At 50.3% G+C, this 13117-nt stretch carries 9 protein-coding genes; all 9 read left to right on the top strand.

What is annotated here, in order from left to right; genetic code table 11:
- Positions 1–3 precede the first annotated feature (3 nt).
- The 9 genes from M3194_RS11975 (at position 4) to M3194_RS12015 (ending at position 13052) form a co-directional block, all read left to right on the top strand.
- Positions 4–300 carry a DNA-directed RNA polymerase subunit beta gene (locus M3194_RS11975; RefSeq protein ID WP_251653947.1) on the top strand — a complete coding sequence of 99 codons (297 nt, stop codon included), beginning with the start codon at positions 4–6 and terminating at the stop codon, positions 298–300.
- A 169-nt stretch (positions 301–469) separates the two neighbouring features.
- Positions 470–1012, top strand: coding sequence for a CDP-alcohol phosphatidyltransferase family protein (locus tag M3194_RS11980; protein ID WP_251653956.1), 543 nt, complete (start codon positions 470–472; stop codon positions 1010–1012).
- Between the two features lie 163 nt (positions 1013–1175).
- Positions 1176–1604: a 3-hydroxyacyl-ACP dehydratase FabZ gene (gene fabZ, locus M3194_RS11985; RefSeq protein ID WP_251653968.1), complete on the top strand. Its 429-nt coding sequence runs from the start codon at positions 1176–1178 to the stop codon at positions 1602–1604.
- An 85-nt stretch (positions 1605–1689) separates the two neighbouring features.
- Entirely contained in the window at positions 1690–3402 is a 1713-nt protein-coding gene (locus M3194_RS11990) for a phospho-sugar mutase (RefSeq protein ID WP_285889221.1), read from the top strand.
- Between the two features lie 59 nt (positions 3403–3461).
- The gene (locus tag M3194_RS11995; RefSeq protein ID WP_251653970.1) at positions 3462–5564 is read left to right on the top strand and encodes a DUF5693 family protein; all 2103 of its coding nucleotides are present in this window, start codon (positions 3462–3464) and stop codon (positions 5562–5564) included.
- Entirely contained in the window at positions 5528–6685 is a 1158-nt protein-coding gene (gene csaB / locus M3194_RS12000) for a polysaccharide pyruvyl transferase CsaB (protein ID WP_251653980.1), read from the top strand. The genes M3194_RS11995 and csaB overlap by 37 nt, the downstream gene beginning before the upstream one ends.
- Before the next feature lie 58 nt (positions 6686–6743).
- Positions 6744–7454 carry a WecB/TagA/CpsF family glycosyltransferase gene (locus M3194_RS12005; protein WP_251654256.1) on the top strand — a complete coding sequence of 237 codons (711 nt, stop codon included), beginning with the start codon at positions 6744–6746 and terminating at the stop codon, positions 7452–7454.
- Between the two features lie 105 nt (positions 7455–7559).
- Entirely contained in the window at positions 7560–8696 is a 1137-nt protein-coding gene (locus M3194_RS12010; protein ID WP_251653983.1) for a glycosyltransferase family 4 protein, read from the top strand.
- A gap of 321 nt (positions 8697–9017) precedes the next feature.
- The gene (locus M3194_RS12015) at positions 9018–13052 is read left to right on the top strand and encodes an S-layer homology domain-containing protein (protein WP_251653993.1); all 4035 of its coding nucleotides are present in this window, start codon (positions 9018–9020) and stop codon (positions 13050–13052) included.
- Positions 13053–13117 lie beyond the last annotated feature (65 nt).

Raw genomic sequence — 13117 nt, forward strand, 5'->3', positions numbered from 1 at the left:
AGTATGACGGATGAACGGGCGGTTCTATCGCGGAGCGCGCCGAAAAGTCAGGAAAAACCGCCAGTTGAGGAAAGAAGCAAAGCCGAAAGCGGCGGTCAATCCGAGAAGAAGCAGCGTTCCAAGGGTGCGCGGATTACGTTCTGGATTTTGCGCAAAAGTATTGTACCGGTCATTATGGTCATTATGCTCATCACCGGTTTATATGTCGGGTACGCGGTTGTTGGCAAGCAGCCGGGGGGCGAAGTGTTCCAATGGTCGACCTGGCAGCACATGTATGATCTGGTGTTCTCCGATACGTAGAGTAAATAATCAAGGGCTGTTTCCGGAAGTCATGACGTTATAATGACTGGGAAGCAGCCCTTTTGGCATCTCCGAAGCCTTTGGTGCTGTTTTCATTTTCATATGGTAGTTGTATAATGATTGGGAACCTTGGTAGAAGAAACGGATAAAGGTAGAGGGGCGTGCGCGTTTGAATCTGCCGAATTTTTTGACCTCGCTGCGTTTTGCGATGATCCCTGTTTATGTTGCGATTTTCGCCCAGGGACATATGATTTACGCCTTTCTGGTTGTCGTGGCAGCAGGCCTCACAGATATACTCGACGGGTATATTGCCCGGCGCACCGGGCAGGTAACGACAGTTGGTCAAATGCTCGATCCGCTCGCTGACAAGCTGATGTTCATTTCCGTCATATTATCGCTTCTATTGGCCGGCCATATCTCATGGGCTGCCGCGGCAGCGATCTTTTTGCGCGATTTGGGAATGATAGCCGGAGGCATGATTTTTCACTTCAAAGGGAAAAAGACCGTGCCGGCGAATTGGATGGGCAAACTGACGACAGTGTTGTTCTACATCGGCATCATGTTTGTTTTTCTTGAAGCACCATTCGCCTCATCGTACTTGTGGGCGGTTATTGCCTTCTCGTTCGTGACGGCGATCGTGTACATCATTTTGTTCCAGGCGCTCAACAAGCCGGGTTCCGGAGAGAACCCCACGATTGGCCCTGGGCAATAGGGCAGCAGGCACACAAAGAGGCTTGGCCCGTGGATTATCGATATCCGCCAGCCAAGCCCCCTTATCTTAACCTTCACAATCTGCAGTTTGATGAAGGATAGTATTAGTTTTTGTAATGTAGACGTATTTTATACCTGTTAACCCTCGAAAGGAGCGAATATTCATGCTCGATATTAACCAAATTCAAGAAATCATTCCGCATCGCCCGCCATTTCTGCTCGTTGACCGCATTACGGAGGTAGAGCCGGGCGTTCGCGCGGTGGGAATTAAAAACGTAACGATGAACGAACCCTATTTTGTAGGGCATTTCCCAGGGTACCCGGTTATGCCCGGCGTACTTATTGTTGAGGCGCTTGCGCAAGTAGGCTCCGTAGCGATGCTGATGGTTGAAGCAAACCGCGGCAAGCTTGGCTTCTTCGCCGGCATTGACGGCTTCCGTTTCCGCGGCCAGGTGAAACCGGGCGATACGCTGACGCTGGAAGTGGAAATTACGCGTCTTAAAGGGCCAATCGGCAAAGGCAAAGCAACGGCTACGGTTGATGGGCAAGTTGTGGCGGAAGGCGAGCTTATGTTTGCTTTGTCCGAAAGATAAGACTTTTTTGCTTACCCGTTAATCCTGTTTTAATGTTTCAATGTAACAATAGAGAAATTGTCCATAAAAAAAGGAGTGAAGCTGCTTGAATCAAAATGAAAAAGCAATTGAACGTTATAATGCTTGGTTGAATGACTCGCTGATCGATGAGGCTACGAAGGAAGAGCTCCGCAGCATTGAAGGACAAGAGAAGGAAATTACGGACCGCTTCTACCGCGATCTCGAATTTGGAACAGGCGGCCTTCGCGGCGTTATGGGCGCGGGTACGAACCGTCTGAATGCCTATACGGTCGGCAAAGCTACACAAGGCCTGGCGAACTGGCTGCTGTCCCGGGTTGAAGGACAGTCGTCTGCTGTTATCGCGCATGACTCCCGTAACAACTCGCCGGAGTTTGCGCTTGATTCCGCGCTCGTACTGGCTGCAAACGGAGTAAAGACATACCTGTTCCCGTCGCTTCGCCCAACTCCGCAGCTTTCCTACGCGGTACGCGCACTGGGCTGCTCCACGGGCATCGTGATTACGGCAAGCCATAATCCTCCCGAGTACAACGGCTATAAAGCATACGGCGCGGATGGCTGCCAACTGATTCCGGAAGACGCGGAGCAAGTGATTGCCTCCATCGGCCAGGTGACTGGTTTCGGCCAAGTGAAGAGAATCAGCCGCGAGGAAGCGGAAGCGCAAGGCCTTCTTGTATGGCTTGACGCCGAAGCGGACGAGCAGTTCACGGATACGGTTGTCGCGCAAAGCTTGAACAAAGAGCTGCTGCAAAGCGGCCTTGGCGAGAAATTTAAAGTTGTCTTTACGCCGCTTCACGGCTCCGGCAATCTGCCCGTCCGCGAAGTGCTGCGCAAAGCGGGCTTCAGCAATGTTCATATCGTAGCCGAGCAGGAGGCGCCTGACGGTTATTTCAGCACGGTCAAATCGCCAAATCCGGAAGAACGCGAAGCTTTCACCCTGGCTATTAAGCTTGCGCAAGAGATTGACGCTGACATTATCATGGGTACCGACCCCGATGCGGACCGCATGGGTGCGGTTGTGAAAAATAATAATGGCGAATATGTCGTTCTGACGGGCAACCAGTCAGGCGCGTTGATGATTGAATATGTGCTTAGTCAATTGAAGGAGCGCGGCCAGCTGCCGGCTAACGGCGTTGTCATCAAGACGATCGTTACCAGCGAGATGGGGGCCGATATCGCTCGTTCCTACGGGGCTGCCGTTGAGAATACGTTGACTGGCTTCAAATATATTGGCGAGAAAATGACGGCTTACGAGCAAACGGGCGAGCATACTTTCTTGTTTGGCTATGAAGAAAGCTACGGTTACTTGACCGGCGATTATGCGCGTGACAAGGATGCCGTTGTAGCTTCGTTATTGATTTGCGAAGCAGCGGCATACTATAGCAGTCAAGGAAAAACGTTGTATGACGTACTGCTTGAGCTGTATGCGAAGCATGGCTTCTATCTGGAAGGCCTCGAGTCGCGTACGTTGAAAGGCCTGGACGGCGTGCAGCAGATTGCCGGCATTATGAACGACTGGCGCAATAACCCGCCAACGGAGATTAATGGCGTGAAGGTAGAACGCGTTCTTGACTATCTCGGCGGACTGGACGGACTGCGTCCGGAGAATGTACTCAAATATATGCTCGCTGACGGATCGTGGTTCTGCCTTCGTCCGTCGGGCACGGAGCCTAAGATCAAGGTTTACTTTGCAGTTCGCGGACAATCTACGGAGCATGCGGCAGAAGTGCTGGCCGAGCTGCGCGGAGCAGTTATGGAGCGGGTTGACAGCAAGGCGTAATCCGCCGGTCGGACCGTAGTTAAGGATTACATTCGTAAAGAGTTGAACGGAGGATTATTGTGCTTCAACGTTGGCAGCAATGGAACCGCAAAGCGATACTCTGGCTATGGGTTATTGCAATCATCGGCGTAATCGCCGCACTGCCTATCGGGATGAACCGTATGGATATGGAATCATCCTCGAAGTCCGTGGAATATGTATTTGATTATCGTGACCTGGTCGAGATCTCGGACTATCAGGCCCGCCCTCAGCAGTTTATCGACGAGCAGCTAGGCAAGATGAAGGACGTCGGCATTACGACGATGTCGCTGTATGAGAGCTCCCTGAAGGAGCTCTCCCAGTCCGGCCGCCTGAAATATTACAATTCGAAGGATGTAGCCTTGCTGCAAAGCAAGCTGGAGCCTGTTGGACAGAACTTCACCTACATTCTGTTTAGCGGTACGGAAGAGGAAGAGAAGATTGGTCCAATCATTCGCGAGGCAATGGACCGTGCGGGTGCGATATACCGTCCTTGGACCTTTGACGGCCGCAATGGTCTGGTAGTTGAACTGCCGCTGCAGGAAGTCCTGCTGCAGCCGATGGATTTCGATCCGATGACCCTGCAGTCTCTGCATGACAAGGGCTTTCACATTCTGGCGCGCTTCTCCGACCGCGTACTGCCTTATGACGAGACGGCAACCGACGCGCAGCTGGCCCGCCTGAAGGAAGTTGGCGTTACGCGCGTATTATTTGACGGAGCAACGGTGAAGGGCTTTAAGGATCAAGCCGAGCTGCGAAGCCTGAATTCGTTCGCCGAGCTCCTCAACAAGTATGGCATGGGAATCGCAACGATCGAGAATTTGAAAAAACCTCAAGGCGGCATAAATAAATTAGCATATATTACAAATTATAATATCGTGCGCTTGTACTCCCTGTCGGCAGAAGACGCGATCGCCAAATCGCCGGAAGTGTTGACCGACCGGTTCCTGCTTGCGGCGAAGGATCGTAACATCCGGATGTTCTTCCTGAATGCAAGCGTGCAGACCAGCACGGAGAAGTCGAAGGTAGTAAGCGGCCTCGACAATCTGTATATCACCATGAAGGGCAAAGACGGCCTGGTTCAAAAAATGACCGATGCCGGCTTCTCTCCGAATTTGGCGCAGCCATTTGACGTGAAGCATCCATCGTACATTAAACCGCTTAAGATGGTTGTTGCCGCAGGCGCGGTTGCTCTGATTGCACTGCTTGTTAATGTATTTATTCCGGGTACGCTCATTCCGCTCTATTTGATCGGATTGATTGGCGCAGCTGGTCTGTTCCAGATCAACAGCGCGCTTGCCGAGCAGGCGCTGGCGCTGGGAGCAGGTATCAGCGCTCCTACACTCGCTCTCGTGTGGGTGATGAACCGGGTATATGCCCGAACGGAAGGCAGCCTGCGCACGGTGGGCGGAGCCTCGTGGAATGGACGAGCTGATGGTCCGGGCGAAGGCAAATGGATCTTCGAGGGTCTGACGGTAGGACGCCGCCTAGGGCTCGCGGTTACTTGGTTTATCGTAACCGCGCTGATCTCTCTGATGGCTGTGCCATTCGTATTCGGCCTTCTGAACAATATTACGTACAGCATGGTACTGCAGCAATTCCGCGGCGTAAGCCTTCTCCATTTGGCGCCGATTGGCCTTACGGCGATTTACGTGCTGCTGTATACCGGCAATTCGCCGATTCGCCGCATACGCAAGTTTGCCAATCTGCCGATTACGGTGTTTATGGTTGTTGCGTTTGTGGTCATTGCCGTAGTAGGCATGTATTACCTGTCGCGTACCGGCAACGAAGGCTCGGCTTCCTCGCTGGAGCTGACGTTCCGCAATTGGCTGGAGCAGACGTTTGGCGTTCGCCCGCGGAGCAAGGAATTCCTCCTGGCGCATCCGCTGTTATTAATTGGATTGTTCCTCGCGCTTCGTTACCGCCTGGCGTGGGTATTCATTATCGTTGGTTCGATCGGGCAGCTGTCGATGGTTGATACGTTCGCCCATATTCATACGCCGCTGTACATTTCGATTATCCGCGTATTCCTGGGTCTTGGCCTTGGCGCGATCATCGGTCTGATCCTGATTGGCGTGTGGCAAGTGCTGGAAGGGGTATGGCGCAAATGGTCACCGGGACTGATAAGAAAACTTTCCGAATAGTTGTCTCCGGCTACTACGGGTTCCGCAACAGCGGCGACGAAGCGGTGCTTCGCTCGATTCTGCTGGCGTTAGCCGAGCAGGGCGAAGCCGCCGGCATTCGGATTCAGCCGGTCGTGCTGTCTGCCGACCCGGACTGGACAAGCCGCATGTACGGCGTGGAAGCGGTCCGGAGGATGCATCCGAAGGACCTGCTGAGCGTGCTCCGCGCGAGCGACGGGCTGATCAGCGGCGGCGGAAGCCTGCTGCAGGATGCCACAAGCGCCAAGACGATTCCGTATTACACCGGAATCATCAAGCTTGCCCAGTGGCTTGGCAAGCCGACGTTTATTTATTCGCAGGGGATCGGGCCGGTGAACCGGCGCTGGATGGATCCGCTCATCCGCTCTAGCATGCGGAAGAGCGCGTATGTGTCGGTGCGGGACGCCGAATCCGCTGAGCTTCTTAAGCGGATTGGCGTGCCGCAAGGCCGGATCGAGGTCGTGCCCGATCCGGTGATGGGGCTGCCACTGCCGGCTGGCGCGGCAGCGGGGCGGGCGCAAGCCGCCGCCGAGGATTCGGCGGCTGTGCCCGTGCTGGGCGTGTCCTTGCGGCATTGGCGCAAGGACGGCGAAGATCTTGGCCGCGCGGCAGACGCGCTGGCCGAGCTTGCCAGCCGCCGCCCGGTGCGGCTGCGGTTCCTTCCGTTCCATACGCCAGACGATGCGGAAGCATCGAAGCTGGTCATGGAACGGCTCAGCGGCAGGCTGGCGGGCGGAAGCTCGGCCGAGCTGGCCGCCCCTGGCGATGACCCCCAGCAAATGCTGCTGGAGGTAAGCCGCTGCGATGCGCTGCTGGGCATGCGCCTGCACGCGCTTATCTACGCGGCGAACCAGATGGTTCCGATGCTTGGCTTATCGTACGATCCGAAGATCGACCAGTTCCTTCACCGGCTTGGTCTTGCGGCGGTTGGTACGACCGAGCAGCTCGACGCAGCCGCTTTCGCGGACAGCGCGGAGCAGCTGCTGGATAACGCTAGCGGCTGGAAAGAGAAGCATCGCGAAGCGATCGAACGATTAAGGCAACAATCGCAGCAACCGGCGCAACAAATTGCGCAGTTATTGCGTCATACCATATCGAGGTGATTTTCACTTGTCGAAACAAGTCCCAACGGTGCCGATTTACGGAATTCCATTCTCTAAGATGAGCATGGACGAGACGGTCAAGTACCTAACAGAAGCAATTGAACAGAAGCGCCAAACGCATGTCATTACGGCTAATCCGATTATGGTAATGTCGGCGGTTGAAAGCCAGGATTACTACAAGATGATGAGAAAAGCCGAGCTTATCGTACCGGACGGTGCGGGAGTCGTATGGGCGGCCAACTATGTGGGCACACCGGTGACAGAACGCGTAACGGGCTTTGACCTGTTGCATCGTCTTATGCAAGAGGGCGAAAAACGCAAATGGACAGCTTATTTGCTGGGCACTTCGCAGGAAGTGATTGAAGCAGCGGCCGAAAAGCTGCAGCTGCAATATCCGCAGGTTCGCATCGTAGGAGTTCGCAACGGATATTTTGGCGCCGATCAGGACGCTGAGGTAGTCGAAGCGATTCGGCAGGCAGCACCGGATTTACTGTTTGTGGCACGAGGCGCGGACACACAGGAGCCTTGGATTGCCAAATATAAGAAGCAACTCGGCGTACCCTTTATTATGGGAGTTGGAGGAAGCTTCGATATTGTTGCAGGAAAGCTGAAAAGAGCGCCAATCCTGTTCCAGAAGCTGCGTTTGGAGTGGTTTTACCGGTTATTACAGGAGCCGAAAAGGCTGCCGAGAATGTTGGTTTTGCCGAAATTCGTCGTGAAAGTGGTTCGCGATAAAGAAAACGTCAAGAAACCGCGTCCTACTACGTAATAACCTCCCAAAACCGTTGAAAATAAGTGAAAACGGGATTTGGAGTTTCTTCTTCTGTCGGAGTATAATTCACTTCGGTAGATAGAAAAAGGGGAGCTGCACAATATGCCAGCAGGCTTACTGTACACATTAGGATTTATCTTATCTTTAATAATAGCCTTAGTTATGACACCGCTTGTTAAAAAATTCGCTTTCAAGGTCGGAGCGATTGATAAACCGAATCACCGTAAAGTACATACGCGCATTATGCCTCGTATGGGTGGTCTCGGGATCTATCTCGCTTTTGCCATTGGATTCTTGATTCTTATGCCGTTCATTCCGGACGGGTTGCTGAACCAAGAAGGAACTAACCTAATCCGCGCCGTTCTTGTTGGCGGTACGATTATTATTTTGATCGGTGCCTTCGATGACCGCTTCGAGCTGTCGGCCAAGGTGAAGCTGGTGGCCCAAATCGCCGCGGCATGCGTAGTCGTATTCGGTTTTGGCGTCAAGATCGACCTGCTGAACGTACCGTTTGGCGCTACGATGCAGCCGATTGAAGCTTGGGTATCCATCCCGCTTACGATCTTCTGGATTGTTGGCGTGACGAACGCAATCAACCTGATCGATGGTCTTGACGGACTGGCAGGCGGCGTATCCGCCATTGCGATTGGCACCATCCTTGTGATGGCGATCATCATGGGGAATGTACCGATTATCTTGCTCAGCGTTTTGCTGCTTGGAGGTATTGTTGGATTCCTGTACTTCAACTTCCACCCGGCCAAAATCTTTATGGGCGACTCCGGTTCGCTGTTCCTGGGCTTCTGTCTGGCGATGCTGTCGATGACGAGCTTCAAGCAGATTACGATCGTATCGTTCGTAACTCCGCTGCTTATCATTGGCGTACCGCTGTCCGACACGTTCTTCGCGATTATCCGTCGCCTTGTGAATAAGCGTCCGATCTTTGCGCCGGATAAGGGACATCTGCATCACTGCTTGCAAGAGCTGGGCTTCAGCCACCGCAAGACGGTTCTTATCATCTGGAGCGTAGCAGCAGTGTTTGGCGGCTTTGCGATTCTGCAATCGACCGTCGTCCAGTCTGCCGCGGCGAACTGGATTACGTTTATCGTGATCTGCCTCGTGATCTTCAGCCTCCAGATTGGTGCGGAGCTTATCGGTATCGTAGACAAATCGCGCCGTCCGGTTATTAACTTCTTGAACCGTATGCTTCGCTCGAAGGTCGATGCAAGAAGCTCGAAATAATAGGCTATTATTTTATAAAAGGCAAGACCAAAGGGTTGTCCGATGAGGACAACCCTTTTTCTGTTTCTATTTTATATAGGTTCCTACATTAAAATTTCTTTATAATTCCAATCTGCCGAATGGACTAACATTTTGGGGCTAATGGACCGATAACAACAGTACAGAACTATTCTTCAACCGAAGATACAAGGGAGGAAGTAGATCGGAATCATACGGATGTACGTACAATCGACCTCTAATTGCAATGTCAACCAGTTGGAATCGTCGGCCATTTTCTTCGTCATTACGCTAACAGCCATTACATAAAGGAGGAACATCGTTTTGAAAAAGCTATTATCGCTTGTGCTGTCTCTGGCGCTTCTAATTACGCTGCTGCCGCCGTTTAGTACACCCCACAAAGCTTCTGCAGCGGGAACGTATTTCTTGTTCAACAACGAGATGTATACAGTTCTAGATGCACGCATGACTACCGATAAGTTAGTAACACTTACAGGTACGATTAATAATGTTGTAGGCAACTCCATCAGCTACAGTGTCTACAATATTAAGAGGAATGACGCGAGCGAGACTCCCGTTAAAAGCATTGAGAACCAAACGGCAAACATCAGGTTATCGGGTAACAATATTACCGTTAGCAACTTGGAGTTGTATCCGGGTCTAAACAAAATTACGTTCAAAGGGATCTATGGTACCTCTACTGTCACCGAATCTATCTACATCGAGTATCGCGATAATCCGCTGCTGTATGATTTGACTGCCAATATCCGCGGCGTTCAATATAGCATTCTGGAGGACGCAACAACGGTTCTTCAATCCCCTATGTCGGAAGGCAAAGACAGTGAAGATATTTCCATTAGTGGTGTAGCGCCAAACGCAACGAAAGTTGTTGTTGTCATGAATGGCAAGAGCTACGAATATCGGGTTTCCGATTCGGGAGATTACAAGTTTATAGCATCACCGCTCAATATTAAGGCGGGCAAGAACATTGTCACGATACGCGTCTCCAATGACAATCAGACCATTGAAACGACAAGGGAACTCGCGTTTTATAACGGTAGTGTTACCTTCTACGATGTGAATCTGACTGATGGAACAAGCACGGTTGACCTCGCACAAGGTCCGGATCTTTCCATCGATACAACAAGCACAGGCGATCTTACGGTAACGGGCAAGGCGATTGTTCCTGTGCAGCAGGTTTCGGATATCGCCGATATTACGTCGAGATTTATATTCGCGCCAGACGCTCAATTTACCACTACTCCAACAATTACGGTAAGCCGAACTACGCCGGATGCGGGAACCTATAAACCAACGGACAAATTTATAACCGTGGAGTTTTCTGCAAACCTTGGACCGATTAAATCTTTTACACCTGAAAAAAACTATTCCTTTAATCTAAAAGGTTATAACGTCGTAAAGAAGCAGACCGAGCAGTCCGATACGATGACGTTCAAGCTTCATAACAGTACCAAGCCCTACATTTACGATGTGAATTATTTGAATGGCTATACCTCCGATATGAGCACGAAGGGACCGCAGCTTCAGTCGCTCGTAGGCACAGATATTGAGAACGCTAATATCTTCGCGCTTCCGATGGGTGTCGAAGTTCTGATTGGCAACTATTCGTCTTTAACGAGCCCGTATACCGGAATTATGAGCCTAGCCAGTTCCTCAGGGGTTAAGCTAACGGACGGTTTTCAACAGCTCGGATTCGAACAGGTAGTTTACCGGAATGTTAACGGAGTATCGCGCCCATTCCTTCGCGTATTTATGGAAATATCTAAACTACCCGCTGCCGGCACGCAGGATCTGTATTTTATGTTGCAGAACGATAAGGATGGCATAAAGCATGCGACGGTAAAGCTGCTGTATGGTCCTTTTGCAAAGTACGACAGCATTTATGATGGTTTAATTATTAAGTATGATACAACTTTGGGCGATGATGCGGGGGAAGCATATTTGTTGGGTCAACTTGGTAAATTCGCCGGCCAGTTCTCCAACATTGCTAATGAAAGCGAGATCGTATTTTCGAATGAAGCGACTCCTACCAAACCGCAAACCGTATTTTTCTATTTGAACAATGTTGCAATCGGTTTGGCTAAGAATTCGTCCCCGTCTGCATTCAAGATAGATTCCGATGACGAGGAACTTGCGTTTAACATCTTGAACAAGACGGGCGAGAACACGATTCGTATTGTATATACCACGGCGAAAAACAATTACGAGAATACGATCAAGTTTAATATCGTACCGACTAATTTACCGTTAATTCCGGCTCCGAATACAGATGGGGTTTATCCGTACAGTATGAGCAGGACTGCACCTTTAGCCAACGATCCAAACTTCACAAAGGTATCTAGCTTCTTCTCCACAAAGGAAGCTCAGATGAAGGTATATGGTACATTTGCTTTTATTGACCTAGGCGAAAGACCGGATCTTATCCAGAATAAAGTCGATGCTCTGTCAGGGTCGAGGTTCAATTACATTTTGCAAATTAGCTCCCCTAATTTTAAGAGCGATATAGAATGGGATTTATCCAAGGAATTCACCGTTGTGTCTAACGGCGCAGGGACAATAGTTAATCAAAGTGGGCCTGGCAAAGACACCAAAATACCAAATCTAGACGTGTTCTATAATGTGGACGGAAAGTATTTCTACTTTATCCTAGACAAGCAGGAAATTCCGGATGACGGTAGCTCGCAAATCTATTTATTAACCGTATTTAATTCCGGAAAGACAGGCCCTCGTGCAACTTATCGTTTGCAGGTGGATCCGATCGCTATTCCGTATACGGTACTCTCGCCAGTGCTTGAAGAACGGAATTTGAACCAGAATTACGTAGATGTCATCATTACATCTCCCGGTGCGGAGACAATGACCATTAACAAGCTCGCCGCCAAGAAAGTTAATTATCTGGATTATTCCGATGATCCGGTTAATCCGACCCCTATCGAAGCATTCAAGGTGCGCGTAACGGGCATAAAGGAGAACAAAGAAACGGCTATACCGATTGTGATTACGAGAGGTAAAGACAAAATTACAGATACGCTTAAAGTAAATTATCAGCCGGCGAATATTCCGGGGGCGCAGTACACAGAAACGATGGCAAGCTCTCACAAAGCCTTTAACGGAAGCCTGGCGCTTACTTTCCCGAAAAACACAAAACTGATCCGTCCGTCTTACAATTCGACATCCGGGAATTCCAGTCAAATCTATAGCGGCAACCAACTGCTGTTCGGTATTGCCAATCCTACAGACGGTATTGTCAATCGTTACGAATATCGAAAGCAGCCTGCAGATTTTTGGCTGGAAAATCAAACGGGCAGCTACATTATGGGGAAATATTTCTCAGAACGGTTTATTAAGGTTAGTCCACTCTTCTGGATAGACGGAGGACAGGCAGATGACAATAGTACGCCTGTTTATGACCCCATTACGTCGGGATTAGATCCATACCCGTATCAGATGGTACAGGGAGATCCGGACAAGCAATTCTTTTTAAGACGGAATAATAACAAAGAAGTAATCCCTTCACAGGTTGGCTCGCTTACTTTATCTTATGATCCTAGTATTTCGCAAGGTTCAGGTACAGTAGTTACTGTATTCCGTTACGATCCGGTTGAAGATTTGTGGGAAAATATCGGTGGTACGGTGGATGAAAAGAAGCATACGATCAAAGTTCCATTCAGCAAGTTCGGTTACTATGTGGTAAGCAAGCTTACTTACGGCTATAACGATATTAATGATCATCCATACGCACGAGAGGCCATGGAAGCGATCTTCTCTAAAGGGATTATGAATGCCTTTGATCCAACCGGTATTTTTGGTGCTGATCAATATGTAACCCGCGGCGAATTTGCGCGAATGATCGTTAGGGCGCTCAACATTCCGCTTAATTATGCGGGAACGCAGCATTTCAGCGATGTCTTGGTGGACACGAACATTAATCCAAAGGCACTGTATGACTATCGCTTTATCGAAACGGCGGCAAGAGCCGGGATCGTCAGAGGCACGCAGCCAAAGAGCTTCCAGCCTGAATCTAGCTTGACACGTCAAGATGCTACGGTTATTCTGGCTAAGGCGCTTAACCTGAAGCTGGAGACGAATGCGTCTAAAGCGAAAGCGGCTCTGGATAAGGCCTTCAAGGACTCTGGAAATGCAGATTACTATGCTATTCCTTCTATTCTAGCAATACAGAAGAAGGGCTTTATCCAAGGGTCAATGATTGATCCGAAGGATAAGAAGGCAGGCTATGTATTTGAGCCAAGAGCAAGACTGCTGCGGAGTGACGCAGCAATTATCATGGCCAAAGTCATGGCGAGCAACAAAACTTTGCCTGCAATATACGCGAATTAATGGATAGAGCAGCTGGGCTCTTTGCCGAGCTGCTCTGCTTTTCCTTCTATTAATTTCTAATGTAA

The sequence above is a fragment of the Paenibacillus glycanilyticus genome, from assembly GCF_023715145.1.
GTDB lineage: Bacteria > Bacillota > Bacilli > Paenibacillales > Paenibacillaceae > Pristimantibacillus > Pristimantibacillus glycanilyticus_A.